Source organism: Rhodococcus sp. IEGM 27, from assembly GCF_033142305.1.
GTDB lineage: Bacteria > Actinomycetota > Actinomycetes > Mycobacteriales > Mycobacteriaceae > Rhodococcus_F > Rhodococcus_F oxybenzonivorans.
This window is the reverse complement of sequence record NZ_JAWLSG010000010.1, coordinates 83492-99715: the sequence shown is the minus strand read 5'-3', so window position 1 is coordinate 99715 and position 16224 is coordinate 83492. Positions and strand designations below refer to the sequence as shown.

The 16224-nt window shown below is 66.6% G+C and carries 18 protein-coding genes; 4 read left to right on the top strand and 14 right to left on the bottom strand.

Annotated features, from left to right (window positions below; genetic code table 11):
• The first annotated feature begins 45 nt into the window (after positions 1–45).
• Both R4P95_RS27240 and R4P95_RS27235 read left to right on the top strand, forming a co-directional pair.
• Positions 46–918 (top strand): lytic murein transglycosylase, encoded by an 873-nt coding sequence (locus R4P95_RS27240; RefSeq protein WP_213577058.1) that lies wholly within the window; start codon positions 46–48, stop codon positions 916–918.
• A 23-nt stretch (positions 919–941) separates the two neighbouring features.
• Positions 942–2078, top strand: a complete 1137-nt coding sequence (locus R4P95_RS27235; protein ID WP_208961115.1) for an Mrp/NBP35 family ATP-binding protein — start codon at positions 942–944, stop codon at positions 2076–2078.
• 53 nt (positions 2079–2131) lie between these two features.
• Here R4P95_RS27235 and tatB read toward each other — a convergent pair whose 3' ends face one another.
• The 4 genes from tatB to sigE all read right to left on the bottom strand — a co-directional run bounded on the left by tatB (position 2132) and on the right by sigE (position 5285).
• Positions 2132–2557: a Sec-independent protein translocase protein TatB gene (tatB, locus tag R4P95_RS27230; RefSeq protein WP_213577057.1), complete on the bottom strand. Its 426-nt coding sequence runs from the start codon at positions 2555–2557 to the stop codon at positions 2132–2134.
• A 68-nt stretch (positions 2558–2625) separates the two neighbouring features.
• Positions 2626–4146: a S1C family serine protease gene (locus tag R4P95_RS27225; protein WP_213577056.1), complete on the bottom strand. Its 1521-nt coding sequence runs from the start codon at positions 4144–4146 to the stop codon at positions 2626–2628.
• A gap of 112 nt (positions 4147–4258) precedes the next feature.
• Positions 4259–4603, bottom strand: coding sequence for an RNA polymerase subunit sigma-70 (locus tag R4P95_RS27220; protein ID WP_213577055.1), 345 nt, complete (start codon positions 4601–4603; stop codon positions 4259–4261).
• A gap of 16 nt (positions 4604–4619) precedes the next feature.
• Complete coding sequence (gene sigE / locus R4P95_RS27215) at positions 4620–5285, bottom strand: RNA polymerase sigma factor SigE (RefSeq protein WP_374433207.1); 666 nt, start codon at positions 5283–5285, stop codon at positions 4620–4622.
• A gap of 299 nt (positions 5286–5584) precedes the next feature.
• On the opposite strand from sigE, the gene R4P95_RS27210 reads away from it, so the two are divergent.
• On the top strand, positions 5585–6223 hold the full coding sequence (locus R4P95_RS27210; protein WP_213577054.1) for an O-methyltransferase: 639 nt from the start codon (positions 5585–5587) through the stop codon (positions 6221–6223).
• A 1-nt stretch (position 6224) separates the two neighbouring features.
• Here the strand turns inward: R4P95_RS27210 and glgC are convergent, their stop codons facing one another.
• Positions 6225–7439, bottom strand: coding sequence for a glucose-1-phosphate adenylyltransferase (glgC, locus tag R4P95_RS27205; protein ID WP_213577053.1), 1215 nt, complete (start codon positions 7437–7439; stop codon positions 6225–6227).
• A gap of 122 nt (positions 7440–7561) precedes the next feature.
• On the opposite strand from glgC, the gene glgA reads away from it, so the two are divergent.
• Positions 7562–8731 carry a glycogen synthase gene (glgA, locus tag R4P95_RS27200; RefSeq protein ID WP_213577052.1) on the top strand — a complete coding sequence of 390 codons (1170 nt, stop codon included), beginning with the start codon at positions 7562–7564 and terminating at the stop codon, positions 8729–8731.
• Between the two features lie 23 nt (positions 8732–8754).
• Here the strand turns inward: glgA and R4P95_RS27195 are convergent, their stop codons facing one another.
• From R4P95_RS27195 to R4P95_RS27155, 9 genes are all read right to left on the bottom strand, one after another.
• Positions 8755–9675: a putative RNA methyltransferase gene (locus tag R4P95_RS27195; protein WP_317747065.1), complete on the bottom strand. Its 921-nt coding sequence runs from the start codon at positions 9673–9675 to the stop codon at positions 8755–8757.
• 92 nt (positions 9676–9767) lie between these two features.
• Positions 9768–9935, bottom strand: coding sequence for a DUF3117 domain-containing protein (locus R4P95_RS27190; protein WP_003936084.1), 168 nt, complete (start codon positions 9933–9935; stop codon positions 9768–9770).
• Between the two features lie 152 nt (positions 9936–10087).
• A complete protein-coding gene (locus R4P95_RS27185) occupies positions 10088–10663 on the bottom strand; it encodes a DNA-3-methyladenine glycosylase I (protein ID WP_213577051.1) in 576 nt (191 codons plus the stop codon).
• Entirely contained in the window at positions 10660–10971 is a 312-nt protein-coding gene (locus R4P95_RS27180) for a DivIVA domain-containing protein (RefSeq protein ID WP_317747017.1), read from the bottom strand. The genes R4P95_RS27185 and R4P95_RS27180 overlap by 4 nt, the downstream gene beginning before the upstream one ends.
• Positions 10972–11021: 50 nt before the next feature.
• Positions 11022–11978, bottom strand: coding sequence for a glucosyl-3-phosphoglycerate synthase (locus R4P95_RS27175; RefSeq protein WP_109331878.1), 957 nt, complete (start codon positions 11976–11978; stop codon positions 11022–11024).
• Entirely contained in the window at positions 11975–12874 is a 900-nt protein-coding gene (gene folP / locus R4P95_RS27170; RefSeq protein WP_109335250.1) for a dihydropteroate synthase, read from the bottom strand. The genes R4P95_RS27175 and folP overlap by 4 nt, the downstream gene beginning before the upstream one ends.
• 96 nt (positions 12875–12970) lie before the next feature.
• Positions 12971–14746 carry a long-chain-acyl-CoA synthetase gene (locus tag R4P95_RS27165; RefSeq protein WP_317747018.1) on the bottom strand — a complete coding sequence of 592 codons (1776 nt, stop codon included), beginning with the start codon at positions 14744–14746 and terminating at the stop codon, positions 12971–12973.
• Between the two features lie 84 nt (positions 14747–14830).
• Positions 14831–15388: a TIGR00730 family Rossman fold protein gene (locus R4P95_RS27160; protein WP_213577048.1), complete on the bottom strand. Its 558-nt coding sequence runs from the start codon at positions 15386–15388 to the stop codon at positions 14831–14833.
• Positions 15388–16188 (bottom strand): TIGR00730 family Rossman fold protein, encoded by an 801-nt coding sequence (locus R4P95_RS27155; RefSeq protein WP_159925414.1) that lies wholly within the window; start codon positions 16186–16188, stop codon positions 15388–15390. Before R4P95_RS27155 ends, R4P95_RS27160 begins: the two co-directional genes overlap by 1 nt.
• Positions 16189–16224: the final 36 nt, after the last annotated feature.

Below are 16224 nucleotides of genomic sequence, written 5' to 3'. Positions count from 1 at the left end.
CCAGTTCACAGGCACATCCCGAACGGGGTCGCAGGAGGCAATCGAGTGGGTCGGCACAACAAGAAGACGGATTCCCATATCCGCCGCAATTCGGTCATCGCGCTCACCGGACTGATTCCTATCGGTCTGGTCACCGCAGCCAACACGGCCGGCGCCACCCCCAAGGTCCCGTTCTTCAGCTCGGAAGCCGCCGCGGACGTCGCGGACGTTGCCCAGGAAGCGACCGCAGCACCGAACGCCGAGGCCGTCACCCCTGTCGCCGACACCGCCGCCGTGGAGGCCGCGCCCGCAGTCGAGCAGGCCCCCGCACCCGCCTTGGCCCCCGTTCAGGCCACGCCGCCGCTTCCGGCCAGCATCGCCCAGGGCGCCCTCGGCATACCTGCCATCAACGTGTCGGCCTACCAGAACGCCGAGCGCATTCTCGCTGTCGAGCAGCCCGGGTGCGGCATGTACTGGACGCTCATCGCCGGCATCGGCCGCGTGGAGTCGACTCACGCCTACGACGGCAAGGCCGACGACAAGGGCAACATGCTCGACGCCGTTCTCGGCCCGGTCCTCGACGGTCACCTCGCCGGCAATGCCGTGATTCGCGACACCGACGGTGGACGGCTGGACGGCGACAGCAACTACGACCGCGCGGTCGGGCCCACGCAGTTCCTTCCGGAGACGTGGAACCGCTACGCAGGCGACGGCAACGGAGACGGCGCCGCCGATCCGCAGAACCTCTTCGACTCCGCGCTCACCACCGGAAAGTATCTGTGTGACGGCGGTTTGGATGTCCGCGACCCGATCCAGGCGGCCAAGGCGGTCCACCGTTACAACAACTCGGCCGCCTACGTCGCCAATGTCTTGGCCTGGTCCGCGGGCTACGCCAGCGGTATCGTCCCGGCTGCGTCCGACCTGCCGCGCATCCACTGAGGACACATCCCTACCATTGAGTTATGTCAGTCCTGAGCGAGTCCGCTGTTCGTAGCGCCTTGGCGCGCGTCCAAGATCCCGAGATCCGGAAACCGATCACCGAACTCGGGATGGTCAAGAGCGTCGACATCGCCGACGACGACAGCGTCGACATCGCCATCTACCTCACCACCGCCGGCTGCCCGATGCGGACCGAGATCAGCGACCGCGTCACCAAGGCCGTGGCCGATGTGCCGGGTGTGGGCGCGATCCGCGTCGAACTCGACGTGATGAGCGACGAGCAGCGCACCGAACTGCGTAAGTCGTTGCGCGGCGACTCTGCCGAGCCGGTCATTCCCTTCGCACAGCCGGGTTCACTCACCCGCGTGTATGCGGTCGCCTCCGGCAAGGGTGGCGTCGGCAAATCGAGTGTGACCGTCAACCTGGCCGCGTCGCTGGCCGCGCGAGGTCTGTCCGTCGGTGTCCTCGACGCCGATATCTACGGTCACTCCGTTCCCCGCATGCTCGGCACCGACGCCAAGCCCACCCAGGTCGAGCGCATGATCATGCCGCCCGTCGCACACGACGTGAAGATGATCTCGATCGCCCAGTTCACTCAGGGCAACACTCCGGTGGTGTGGCGTGGCCCGATGCTGCACCGCGCGCTGCAGCAGTTCCTCGCCGACGTCTTCTGGGGCGACCTCGACGTCCTGCTCCTCGACCTTCCGCCCGGGACCGGTGACGTCGCCATTTCCGTGGCCCAGCTCATTCCGGGGGCAGAGATCCTCGTGGTCACGACACCGCAACAGGCGGCTGCCGAGGTGGCCGAGCGGGCGGGGGCGATCGCCTTGCAGACCCGTCAGCGCATCGTCGGTGTGGTGGAGAACATGTCGTGGATGGACTTGCCCGACGGCACCCGGATGGACGTATTCGGTTCGGGTGGCGGTCAGGCCGTTGCAGACCGGCTGACGAGGGCCGTGGGCGCCTCGGTTCCGTTGCTGGGGCAAATCCCCCTCGAGCAGGCGGTGCGTGAGGGCGGCGACGGCGGCGTGCCCATCGTGCTCGGTCATCCCGATTCGCCGGCGGCAATCGCCCTCCGCGAGGTTGCCGACAAGCTGGCGGTGCGCAAGCGGGGGCTCGCGGGAATGTCGCTGGGGATCGACACCACCCGCCACCTCTGAGGCTTCGCGCTCGTGCGCCTTTCTGACCAGAAAGGCGCACGAGCCCGGAGGGCCTAGGTTGCGTCGGTGTCGATGGGGGGACGTTCGCCCGCCGCGAGCGGCTTGTTCTGCGGCGGGGTGGGCGTCGACGGATCGGCGCTGACCGCCTTCGTTCCCGACTTGTCGAACGACACCGCATTCGGCTTGTCGAAATTGCCGGTGAGAATCGAATCGTCGCCGTCGAGCAGGTGTTTGGTGATCACGGCGCGGGGGGTCATACCGCGCAGCTGATTGAGGTCGGCCAGCGGCTTGCGGAGATCATCGAACTCCGGTCCGAGTTCATCCTTCAGTTGCTGGCTGGCGCCGCTCGCGTACTCGCGGACCTGCCGCAAGGATCGCGTGACCCAACTGACCGCTCCCGGAAGCCGCTCGGGTCCCAGAATGACCAGAGCTGCGACGAGGAGGACCATGAACTCGCCCCAACCAATGTTGCCGAACACGTGGTCAGCCTACTGTGCGGTGCGGGCCGACGCCCAGGCGGAAGGGGGAACTCACAGCGAATCGGGAGTCAGTCCGAGGCCGGGGTCACGTCGACGTCGACGAGCCGCCCCTCACGGATCAGCTGGACCCTCACCGGCTGGCCGATCTTCTGGAGGTTGACCGCGACGACGAGTTCATCTGCGCTGGTCACCGTCCGATCCCCCACCTTCACGATCACGTCCCTCTCCACGATGCCGGCCTGCGCCGCAGGACTGTCCGACTGGACGTTGGCCACCTCTGCGCCGCTGGTGTTGTCGTTGACCACGGTGCGCGCATTGACCCCGATTTCGGGGTGGTGCATCTCCCCGTCGCGAATGAGGGTTTGTGCCACCGTCGTGACGTCGTCGATCGGGATTGCGAAGCCGAGGCCCACCGATCCGCCGGACTCACTGAGCATGGCGGTGTTGATGCCGATGACGCGTCCGGTGTCGTCGACGAGCGCGCCGCCCGAGTTGCCGTGGTTGATCGCGGCGTCCGTTTGAACCGCGTCGATGACGGCGTTGGTGTCGGAGCCCTCGCCCGACAGCCGCATCGGCCTGTGCAGGGCGCTGACGATTCCGCGTGTGACGGTCTTGCTGAGGCCGAGCGGCGAACCGACGGCCACGACGTCCTCGCCTACCTGCACGTCCTCGGACCGGCCCAGCTCCGCCACGGTGAGGTTGTCGGCCGCCACCTTGAGTACGGCGAGGTCCGTCTTGATGTCGCGCCCGACGATCTGTGCCTCGGTTTTGGTGCCGTCCGCGAAGATCACCTGGATCTTGCCGCCGTCCGGCGCGGTGGCCGCGGCGGAGATGACGTGGTTATTGGTGACGATGTAGCCGGCACCGTCGATGACGACTCCAGAACCGGTGCTTCCCTGATCACCGACCGCCACCTGGATCGACACGACGGCGGGGAGCACGGCGTCGGCGACCTGCGCCACCTGCGACTGTCCGAGGTCTTCGTCTCCGCCGTTCTGCGCGAGCGTGACCCGCTGGCTGGTGAGGGAGCTGCGGTCGGCGGTGATGACCGCAGCGAGGAGCCCGCCGATCAGGCCGATCGCCAGTGCGAGTGCGCCCAATGCCGCGAGTGCGCGGGGTGCGACCTTGCCGCCGAAGAGGACTTCGCGGGCCGTGAGGGCCGGGGCAGGGGGCTCCGTACGTTCCCGGGCGTGCAGGGCGGGCGATCCCAGTTCGACTCCCGCTTCGGGGTTCCGCCAGGGGTCGGCAGGGGGCGCCTCGTCGGGCGCTGCTTCCGGTGTGGTGTGGGGATCGCGCTGGATGGTCTCCGTCTCACCGGGCGGTCGGCCGAAAGCCTCCGCGAGGACGGGGTCGGGGGCGCGAACCTTGACGGCCGGATCGCTCTCACGCTGAGCGCCGGACGGAGCGAAGGAGCCGGTGACCCCACCGGGACGGCCGAACGCACGACTGGACCCTGCGTCGATCTGCGGCCGGTAGACCGGTCGGGGGTCGAGTCTCGGAGCGTCGGCGGGCCGCAGGGCCCCGTCCTCCGACGCGCGAGCATCGGATTCCGCGGCGTCGGTACCCGGGGTCTTGTAATCCGCCGTCACGCTGTCGTGTCCCCCTCGTAAGAGTCAGTTCCGGGCCCCAGTATCACCGATGACTCCAGTATCACCGATGACTGCAGGCGCACGGACACCGCCGTCCCCGGTACCGAGAGGGTCAACGGCGCCAGCGCCGCGACCACAGCCGATTACTCACCGTCGAGTCCGCAGTGGGTCCGGCAAACGGGGCCTTGTCCGCGGGTTCGCCCGAATTGCAGCTGGGGATCTGGCTGAGCAGACCGAGAAGCCCCGACGGCATCGCCACGTCGGCACTGCGACGGAGAGCCCGCCGTGCCTGCTGCTGTGCGTCCACCTCGAACGCGCACTCGGGGCAGATCGACAGGTGGTGGGCCGCCCGCAGGTAGGCGGACATACGGAGTTCACCGTCGACGAAGGCGGCGATCGCCTCACTCGCCAAATGCTCCGTCGAGCCAAATTGGCGAGGTACACGCCCCTGCGTCATTCGTCCCTCCTGATAACTACCCGACACCGATCTGATCGGAGTCAACCTTTCCGTTCACAGCCAGATGCTCACGCAGAGCCTGACGGCCGCGGTGGATGCGACTGCGCACGGTTCCGAGTTTCACACCCAGTGTGGCACCGATCTCCTCGTATGACAGACCTTCGATGTCACAGAGCACGACGGCGGCGCGAAACTCCGGTGCCAGCGAGTCGAGCGCTGCCTGCAAATCGGCGTCGAGCCGGGCGTCGTGGTAGATCTCCTCGGGGTTTGGCCCGTCGGCCGGGACCCGGTCGTAGTCCTCGGGCAACGCTTCCATGCGGATGCGGTTGCGGCGGCGGACCATGTCGAGGAAGAGATTGGTGGTGATGCGGTGCAACCAGCCTTCGAAGGTGCCGGGCTGATAGTCGGACAAGGAGCGGAACACGCGAATGAACGTGTCCTGGGTGAGGTCTTCGGCGTCTTGCGCGTCGCCCGACAACCGGTAGGCCAGACGGTAGACACGGTCGCCGTGTTCCCGGACGAGTTCATCCCAGGACGGCATGGCCGACTTTTCGCCGGTGGCGTCGAACACAGCGGTGCCCGTCAGCTCGGGTTCAGAGACGGCGTCACCACCGACCAGCACGGGCTCGACACCCGGCTGCTCGGTTCTGTCACCGTCTCGCGCCATTGTGTGGTTACTCATCGAGTTAAGTGGATCCTCCTGGTCAGGACCGCGGATCACGTCACGTGGTATTAGGGGACAACTCCCGACGGTCCGGAATTGTTCCCGGGCCCCCGCCTGTACTTCACCTCGTTGCAATCTGCCCGCCGTGCGGTCTTCGGATCTGGCGATGGTCATACTCTCTCCCACCGCGATATGTGTGTGGTGTGAGCAAGCTGAGCTAATCCTGAGAATCTCGTTGTTCACCGGGAACTGGCACACGCCGATCGGGCGGCATCGAGCGCGCCTCGCAGCGGCGATGACGAGACCCCGATAGCCTCATGTGCGTGCAGACTAACGCCGAACGGATACTCACCCACGCGGAAGGGGCTGTCCGTGAGGACGAGGCCCTCGGTGCGGCCAGGGAGCGGGCGGACGACCTCGGTGCCGCACCGGTACCGCCCGCGGTCGGTGCTGCTCTCGCTCTGTTCGCCCGCATGCTCGACGCCAAGACAGTAGTCGAGGTCGGCACGGGCGCAGGTGTGAGCAGCCTGTGGCTGCTCCGCGGCATGCGTGAAGACGGCGTTCTCACCACCATCGACAGTGAACCCGAGCACCAGCGCGCCGCCAAGCTGTCCTTCCGGAGCAACGACATCGCGCCCGCACGCACGCGGCTCATCAACGGACGCGCCCTCGATGTGCTCCCCCGCCTCGCCGACGGCGCGTACGACCTCGTCTTCGTCGACAGTGCACCCGTCGACCACCCGCATTACGTGCGTGAGGGCGTCCGGCTCCTGCGTCCCGGCGGCGCCATCGTCCTGCACAACGCGCTCCACGGGGGACGTGTGGTCGATCCGAGCCAGCGTGATGCCGCCACAGTCGCTGTGCGTGAGGCCGCCAAGGTTCTCGCCGAGGACGATCAGCTGATCCGGGTGTTCCTGCCGATCGGCGACGGCCTGCTGTGCGCGTCCAAGCTGTGAGCTAGATCCACACGCCCTTGCCGATGGCGACGACCCCGCCGTTGCTCACCGCGAAGCGCTGCTTGTCCCGTTCGAGGTCGACGCCGATGATCTCGCCGTCTCCGACCACCACGTTCTTGTCGAGAATGGCGCGGCGCACCACAGCGCCCTTGCCGATGCGCACGCCGGGCATGAGCACACTGCCCTCGACGGTGGCGCCGTCGTCGATCATCACGTTCGAACTGAGAACGGAGTTGCGGACCGTCGCTGCGGAGAGGATGCACCCGGCGCCTACCACCGACTCCTGAGCCAGCCCACCCTTCACGAATTTTGCGGGCGCCAAGTTCTCCGTCGCACCGCGAATCGGCCATCGACGGTTGTAGAGGTTGAAGATGGGGTGGACCGACACCAGGTCCATGTGTGCGTCGTAGAAGGCGTCGAGTGTTCCGACGTCCCGCCAGTAACCACGGTCGCGGTCGGTGGCGCCGGGAACGATGTTGTCCTTGAAGTCGTAGACCGACGCCTCACCGGCCTCCACGAGTGCCGGGATGATGTCGCCGCCCATGTCGTGGTCGGAGTCGGAGTTCTCGGAGTCGGCGCGGATGGCGTCGACGAGCACCTTGGTGGTGAAGACGTAGTTCCCCATCGAGGCGAACGTCATGTTGGGGTCGTCCGGTGTGCCGGGCGGATGCGCGGGCTTTTCGAGGAACTGCACGATGCGGCCGGATTCGTCGCTGTCGATGCACCCGAACGCGAAGGCCTCGCTGCGCGGCACCCGAATTCCGGCGACCGTCACGCCGGCACCGGAATCGATGTGATGCTGCACCATCTGTTCGGGGTCCATGCGGTACACGTGGTCGGCGCCGAACACGACGATGTACTCGGGATCCTCGTCGTAGACGAGGTTCAGTGACTGCAGAATCGCATCCGCGCTGCCCGTGTACCAGCGTGGACCCAGACGTTGCTGCGCGGGCACCGGAGTGATGTACTCCCCGGCAAATCCCGACAACCGCCACGTCTGAGAGATGTGGCGGTCCAACGAGTGCGACTTGTACTGCGTCAGTACACACAGGCGGAGATATCCCGCATTGACCAAATTGCTGAGCACGAAATCGATCAGCCGGTAGGCACCGCCGAACGGTACGGCCGGCTTCGCCCTGTCCGCTGTGAGCGGATAGAGACGTTTGCCCTCGCCGCCGGCGAGCACGATTCCAAGCACATGTGGCTGGCTCCTCACCCTGTCAACCTATCGGGCGGCCCCTCCCCCCGCCAGCGAAGCGCCGAGTCACCATTCGTCCGATATCCGAATGTGTCCGACATCGGTTGGCCCGAACAGGCCCGGACGGTTACGTTAGGCGCGTGCGGGTGGCGATGATGACCAAGGAGTATCCACCGGAGATTTATGGCGGTGCCGGTGTACACGTCACCGAGCTGGTTGCTCAGTTGAAGCAGCTGTGCGAGGTGGACGTGCATTGTATGGGTGCTCCGCGCGTCGGCGCCTTCGTGCACAATCCCGACCCGGCACTGACTGGGGCCAACGCGGCACTGGCGACGTTGTCTGCCGAATTGCGCATGGCGGACGCCGCAACCGGCGCCGACGTCGTGCACTCGCACACCTGGTACACCGGGCTGGCAGGACATCTGGCGGCCGCACTGTACGACGTCCCGCACATCCTCACCGCCCACTCACTCGAACCTCGCAGGCCGTGGAAGGCGGAGCAACTCGGTGGTGGCTACCGTGTCTCCTCCTGGTCCGAGCGCAACGCCGTCGAGCACGCAGACGCCGTGATCGCCGTCAGCGCCGGGATGCGACTCGACGTGCTCGACGCGTATGCGTCGGTCGATCCCGCCCGGGTCCACGTGGTACGCAACGGGATCGACACTTCGGTGTGGCATGCCGGGCCGACCGGTCCGAGACGGTCCGCGCTCACCACGATCGGCGTCGACCCCGACAAGCCGATGGTCGCCTTCGTCGGTCGCATCACGAGGCAGAAAGGTGTCGGGCACCTCATCGCAGCCGCACACCATTTCGCGCCGGACATCCAGTTGGTGCTCTGCGCGGGCGCCCCGGACACACCGGAGATCGCCGCGGAAACCGAGCAGGCCGTTGCCGCCCTCGCCGCTCACCGGGGCAACGTGTTCTGGGTACGCGAAATGTTACCGACCGAGCAGGTGCGAGAAATTCTCGCAGCGGCAACAGTATTCGTATGTCCGTCCGTGTACGAGCCGCTCGGCATCGTCAATCTCGAGGCGATGGCCTGCGAGACGGCGGTAGTGGCATCCGACGTCGGTGGCATCCCCGAGGTTGTGGAAGACGGCGTCACCGGTCGTCTCGTGCACTACAACTCGTACGAGCCGGACAGTTTCGAACATGCGCTGGCAGAGACGGTCAACGAGGTCGCTTCCGATACCGCCGCGGCCGCCGCGATGGGTAAGGCGGGACGAGCCCGTGCCATCGCCGAATTCTCCTGGGCCGCCATCGCACAGCAGACCCTCGACGTGTACCAGGACGCCCTCTCCCGGCGTTGAACCGACTGCCGGGGACGGCCTTTTCAGCGGCGCCGGTATGTGGAGACCGTCACGGACGCCGTCACCGGATACGCGCGGGGCAGGCCGGCGATCGAGGTCGCGAGCCGCTCGGGTGTGAGGTGGCGAGCCGAGGGCCCCATGCCGACCAGGCGCGTGAGGTCGTCGTGCGTCAGGGACATCGGGTACTCGACGTCCCTGAGGTCGGTGCGGTCGAAGCGCCCGGACATGGCCGCACCGAGCCGCTCGACCTTACGGTCGTCGACACGCACCATGCCGAGGAGGTCGACGAGTTCGGCCAGGTGTCGCTCGGTTGGGGTGAGGACCACCAGTGCGCCGCCGTCGCCGAGCACTCGATGCGCCTCCTCTGCATTTCGCGGCGCGAATACGCACAACACGTGGCTCAGGACTCCGTCGCGCACCGGCAGGTGGTGCCAGACGTCGGCGACGACCGCCCCCGCCCGCGGATGGGCCTTTGCGATGCGGCGGGCCGCGTATTTGGAGACGTCGAGCCCGATGCCTCGGGCAGTCGGAACCGCGTCGAGGACACGGGCAAGGTAGTGACCTGTGCCTGCGCCGATCTCGAGGATCGCCGGCTCGGGATCGTCAGCAGCTCTGACGGCGTCCGCAGCAACTCTGACCGCGTCCGCAGTAACTCTGACCGCGTCCGCAGTAACTCTGACCGCGTCCGCAGTAACTCTGACCGCGTCCGCGACGGCGTCCATCAACGGGTCGAAGCTCCCACCCGCCAGGAAATCGGCCCGTGCGGCAATCATGTCGGGACTGTCACCGTCGAACTTGCCGCCGGCGCCGGTCATCAGGCTCACGTAACCCTGGCGGGCCACGTCGAAGCTGTGGCCCGCGTCGCACAAAAGCGTATTTTCGTCGAGTTCGAGGCCGGCCCCGCATTGCGGACAGGCAAGCAGGTCCACCACATCAGACAACACGAGCGCGCGCCCCGTTTCCTTCCGGACAGGGAACAGGCCCCGCACCGACAACGGCGACGGGGCCTGACCCATGAGGTTCTCTCTGCACCCGACTAACTGGTGACGCCCTTGAGCTCTTCACCGAGTGCAGCAGCTTCCTCCGGGGTGAGCTCGACGACCAGACGTCCACCACCCTCGAGCGGAACCCGCATGACGATTCCTCGTCCCTCTTTGGTTGCTTCGAGGGGACCGTCCCCGGTCCGGGGCTTCATGGCCGCCATCCTCTGCTCCCTCCAGATCTGCGCTGCCTGCGTGCGCCTCGACAACTTGTGGTGCCTCGCCGAATCACTCGGCGAGGCTCGTGACAACCATTCTTCCCTATGGACACGAGTACCGGGAACCTGAGTTCCAAATAGGCGCGTTCACCGGCGGCTCAGGCGGCCGGTGGAACCCAGCACCCGGCGACATGGTCGTCGACCATCCCGGTAGCCTGCATCAGCGCATACGCCGTGGTAGGGCCCACAAACTTGAATCCGCGGCGCTTGAGTTCCTTGGCCATTGCGGTGGACTCGGCGGTGACGGCCGGAACGTCGTTCACGGTGGCCGGCCGGCTCGGGCGCGGCGGCGGGGCGAACGACCAGAGCAGGGTGTCGAGGTCGGTGTCCTGCAGCTCCAGAATCGCCCGCGCATTGCTCACCGAAGCCTCGATCTTGGCACGGTTGCGCACGATCGACGCGTCCACCAGCAGGCGTTCGACATCCCGTTCCGTGAACCTCCCGACCACCTCCGGGTCGAACCCGGAGAACGCAGCACGGAATGCGTCACGTTTACGCAGGATCGTGATCCATGACAGTCCCGACTGGAAGGCTTCGAGGCACAGCCGCTCGTACAACTCGTTCCGCCCGTGCAGCGGCCGACCCCATTCCTCGTCGTGGTAATCCCGGTACAGCCGGGAGCCATTCGTGTCGACCGCCCACGCACACCGCACTCGATCGTCGGGCTCGGTCACGACGACGCCGCCGGACGGTCGCGCGCCGACTCAGCCTCCGCCAATTGTTCACGCAGCGAATCGATTTCGCGAGCCAGCCGCGCCAGCGCCCAGTCCACCTCGCTCGCTTTGTATCCCCGCAACGTCTGCTGAAAACGCAAGGCCTCCACGTCCGCCCCGGTTACGCCCCGGGCCGGCAAGACGGTCAGGGTGGTGCCCGGAGGCAGCGGCTCCAGTTCCTCGGAACGGCCGAACACCGCACTGGCGGCGAGGAACAACATCGCACCGACGAAGGCCATGACGAGCAGATAGAGCAGGGCTGTCACCATGCTTCGATCCTGTCACGGACCTCCGACAGCAGCCACAGGCCGGGCTTCCGTCAGGGGCACACGGTGTTCATCGGCGGACGATCCGTCAGAGCCACTTCCGTCGTCGTCGGGACGAACGAATCGCCGTCGACGAGGAACTGGGTGAGACCGGCTCCCGAATCCTCCACTCCACACCTTCGCATCATCGTGCCGATGATCTGCCTACTCATCACACCGAGTTCGGACAGCGGGCGGTTGCGGTGCTTACGCACCCCCAGATTGACCTGGCCGATGGCACCGAGGCCGAGGCGGTCGTACGTGTCGAGCAGCAGCCCGATCTCGACGCCGTACCCCGGCGCGAAAGGCACCGCCGACAGCAGTTCGCGGGTGCCCGCGTATTCACCACCGAGCGGTTGCAGCACACTCGTCAATTCCGGCCGCAGAGCCGCCAGCAACGGACGCGCCACCAGTTCGGTGACGCGACCCCCTCCGTTGGCATCCTCCGTCCCGCTGAGCCGCAACGGACGACGGTAGTAGCCCTTCACGAGATGGATGCCGTCGACGGTCAGCAGCGGTCCCAGTAATTTCGGCACGAAGGCCGGGTCCGGGTTGATCAGATCGGAGTCGACGAAGGCGATGAGGTCGCCGGTGCTGGCAGCGACGGACCGCCACAACACCTCACCCTTGCCCGCCACCGGCGGGTACGCGGGCACAGCCTCTTCGCGGCTGATAACGGTGGCGCCGGCCGACCGGGCGCGTTCGACCGTCAGATCCGTCGACCCGGAGTCGAGCACGATCAGCTCGTCGACCAGCCCGCCCAGCAAGGGGTGGATCGTGTCGACCACGGCCGCGACGGTCTCTTCCTCGTTGAGCGCAGGCAGGACCACCGACACGGTCCTGCCTGCCTTGGCTCGTTCGAGTTCGGCGATACTCCACGACGGCTGATCCCAGCTGTTCGCCTCCGCCCAGGTGCGAGGGGTGTCGACCGCCAGCATCGAGCGGGGCACGCCCGCCCCGACCGCGCTCATGCCAGCCCCCGCACCGTGCGGGCGGGTGCGCGTCTGCCCTGAATCGCGGCCACCATGTCCACCACTCGTCGAGTGGGGGCAACTTCGTGAACGCGGAAGACGCGTGCGCCTCCCGCTGCGGCCATCGCTGTCGCTGCCAATGTTCCCTCCAACCGCTCGGCGAGATCTACCCCTAGAGTCTCCCCGACGAAGTCCTTGTTACTGAGCGCCATGAGCACTGGCCACCCCGTATTTACAAGATCTTCCACTCGCCGCAACAACTCGAGCCCGTGATAAGTGTTCTTCCCGAAATCGTGGGTCGGATCGATGAGGATGGAGTCGGTGGGCACGCCCAGCCGAGCGGCTCTCTCGGCGGCAGTGACCACCTCCCGCAGGACGTCGGCCACGATGTCCGCATAGCGAACCCGGAACGGCCGGGTCCTCGGTACCGCTCCCCCCGTGTGCGAGCAGACGATGCCGGCTCCGGTCTCCGCGGCCACCTCCACGAGCGCCGGATCCGCGCCCGCCCAGGTGTCGTTGATGAGGTCGGCCCCCTCGGCGCGGGCCAGTCGCGCTACCTCGCTGCGCCAGGTATCGACACTGACGAGCAGCTCCGGGAAGCGTTCGCGGATGGCGGCGACGAACGGCACCACCCGCCGCGTCTCCTCGGCGGCATCGACGACGTCACCCGGCCCTGCCTTCACACCCCCGATGTCGACGAGGTCCGCGCCCTCGTCCACGGCGCGCTCGACCGCCGCCATCGCCGCCGAGTCGGTGAAGGTGGACCCGCGGTCGTAGAACGAATCGGGTGTCCGGTTGACGATGGCCATCACCAGCGCGCGGTCGGTGGCGACCGGTCGCCCGCAGAGCGTGGACGACGGGCAGTCCGGGGCGGGCGGTGTGTCTTCGTCGGCCATGTCACCCATATTGGCACGCAGCGGAATCGAACCACCCGTGAGCACTTCTCAACAGTGGGGTGTTAACAAGTACTCACGGGCGCCGGAGGCGCATCGTCACCCCTTGGGGAGCGCGCCCTTCGCGACTTCGTCGACGTAACCCTCGTAGGACGGGCAGTATCCCTTGCTGCGTCCGGTCAGAACGAAGAGCCGGGCGGTGTCCTCGACGTCGTACCCTTCCTTGCGCAGTTCCACCTTGCGGCTCTTGAACGTCGACGTCTGTTCGAGGGAGTCGACGACGCGGACGAACAAGGGCACTGCGTACGACGGCAGCCGCTCGAAGAGGAGGGACGCCACCTCCCGGCCGTCGAACTTCTCGCCGTCACACAACGTCACGGCCGCCATACCCGCGCGCCCGTCCGTTCCCGGGATCTCGACCCCGTAGACGACGGCATGCTCGACCGCGGGGTGCGCGAGGATCGCCCCCTCGACCTCGGTGGTCGCCACGTTCTCGCCCTTCCAGCGGAAGGTGTCACCGAGCCGGTCGACGAATGCGACGTGCGACCACCCCTGGCGGCGCACCAGGTCGCCGGTGTCGAACCAGCAGTCGCCGTCGTCGAAGCCGTCGCGAATCAATTTCTTGTCGGTCGCCTTTTCGTCGGTGTATCCGTCGAACGGCGCCCTGTCGGTGACCTTCGACAGCAGCAGCCCGACCTCACCGGTGCGGACCTTCCGCAGCCGGCCGTCGGAGTGGCGTTTCGGCGATCCGCTGTCCTCGTCGTACTCGACCACCGCGTGGGGAAGGGGACAGATTCCCGCGGTCTTGTCGAGGTTGAGAGCGTTGACGAAGGCGATGTTGCATTCGCTGGCCCCATAGAACTCGGCCACCCGCGTGATGCCGAACCTCTTCGTGAACTCCGACCAGATTTCGGGGCGAAGGCCGTTGCCCACCATCAGCCGGATGGAGTTGTGCCGATCCTGCGGATCGGCGGGCTGGTTGAGCAGATACCGGCACAGTTCGCCGATGTAGGTGAACGCCGTGGCACCGTTCAGTTCGACGTCTGCCCAGAAGTTCGACACGGAGAACTGTTTGCCCAGGGCAAGGGTGGCGCCCGACCCCAGCACCGAGGAGAGGGAGACCGTGAGCGCATTGTTGTGATAGAGCGGCAGGCAGCAATAGAGCGTGTCGCTGCTGCGCAGACGCACACCCATGTTGCCGAGTCCGGACATGCTTTTGAGCCAGCGGAAGTGGCTCATCAAGCTGGCCTTGGGAAGGCCCGTCGTGCCCGAGGTGAAGATATAGAAGGCCTTTTCCTTCGCCTGGATCTCCTCGCACACATCCGGGTCGTCCTTTTCGGCCGATTCCGCGAGCTGATCGAGGTCGTCGTAATACAAGACCGAGGACACCGCGGGTGGTTCGTCGAGGGAGTCCATGGCCTCACCGCAGGCCTCGGACACCACCAGCAACCGGCTGTTCAACAGCGCGATGCTGTGGGCGAGTACCTCACCGCGCTGGTTGTGGTTGAGCATGCCGGCGGTGGCACCGAGTTTCACCACCGCCAGTGCGATCAGCAGCGTCTCGGGCAGGTTCTTGCCGAGGATCCCGACGACGTCTCCGCGCGCGACGCCGAGGTCCGCGAGGGCGTGTGCGTAACGGTTGACGCGCGCATTGGCGGACGCGTAGCTGAGCGATTCACCCTCGAATTTCAGGAAGGTGCGACCCGGGTGTGCCGCTGCCACCCGTTGGAAGACGAGACCGATCGATTCCTTCGCTTCCGGGGTGCGCATCAGGCCCCGGACACCCTTGGCCATGATCGGCAGTTCCGGAATCATCGCCGGCAGCCGCCAGGCAAGGTCGACCACACTGATCGTCGAACGTGCTTCAGAACGCATGACATCCCCTCAGGCCTGCAATATGAATCAGGTCACCTTACTGCACGGTAACAACCAGCGCCACGATGCCGGGGGTTGCGGATCTCAGACCACGCAGGCGTCGAGCGCAGCCTCGACGTCGGTCCGGACGAGCAGTCGGTCGAGGGCACGTTGGGCCACGAATCCGCCGCCGCGCAGGCTGTCCAGCCATTCCAGCAGCCCGGTGTAGTGCCCGACCGGGTCGAGCAGGACCACGGGTTTGTCGTGCATGCCGAGGTAGCCCGCTGTCCACGTTTCGAAGAGTTCCTCGAGCGTGCCGATTCCGCCCGGCAGCGTGATGAAGGCGTCCGCTCTGTCCTCCATCACCTGTTTGCGCTGCCGCATGGTGTCGGTCACGACGAGTTCGTCGGCGTCGACATCGGCGACCTCCCGGTGCACCAACGCTTTGGGGATGACACCCACCGTGTTGGCGCCCGCAGCCCTCGCCGCTTCGGCCACCGCGCCCATCATCGACACATTTCCGCCACCCGAGACGAGTTGCCATCCGCGGGCGCCGATGTGGGTGCCGATCTGGCGGGCGAGTTCGAGGTAGTGTTCGCCGACCGGCCCGGACGCACAGTAGACGCACACCGACAACGGCTCGGCTACAATACCTTTCGGCATCACCACTGGTCCTCCGTGCCGGCCAGTGCGCCGTCGTCGACGCCCTGTTGCGCCTTGACGACGATCTGCACGGCCTCCTCGACACTGTCGGTCACGTGCAGCAGGTTCACGTCTCCTTCGGAGATTTTGCCGGTCCGCTCGAGCGTGTTCCGAAGCCAGTCGACGAGCCCCGACCAGTACTCGGTGCCGAACAAGACGATCGGGAAGCGGGTGACCTTCCGCGTCTGGACCAACGTCAGCGCCTCGAAGAGTTCGTCGAGAGTCCCGAACCCTCCGGGCAGGCAGATGAAGGCCTGCGAGTACTTCACGAACATCGTCTTGCGCGCGAAGAAGTACCGAAAATTGATCCCCAGGTCGACCCACTCGTTGAGTCCCTGCTCGAAGGGCAGTTCGATGCCCAGGCCGATGGAGTAGCCCCCGGATTCGCTGGCGCCCCGATTGGCCGCTTCCATCACACCGGGACCCCCGCCGGTGATGACGGCGAACCCTGCCTCCGCCAAGCCCGCCCCCAACGCCCGGCCCGCCTCGTACTCCGCATGGTCGACCGACGTCCGGGCGGAGCCGAACACCGTGACCGCCCGGGGCACCTCGGCAAGGGCACCGAAACCTTCGACGAATTCACTCTGGATCCGCAGCACCCGCCACGGGTCGGTGTGCACCCAGTCGGTCGATCCCCGCTCGTCCAGCAACCGCTCGTCGGTGGTCGTGGCCTCGTCCTTGCGGGCGCGCCTCAACTGGATCGGGCCGCGGTGCTTCACGGACGACGACTTGCGACCGTGATTGTTCTTCTCGGGTGCCATGCGCCCCAGGCTAACGGGTGGCCCGAGCCTCCGATC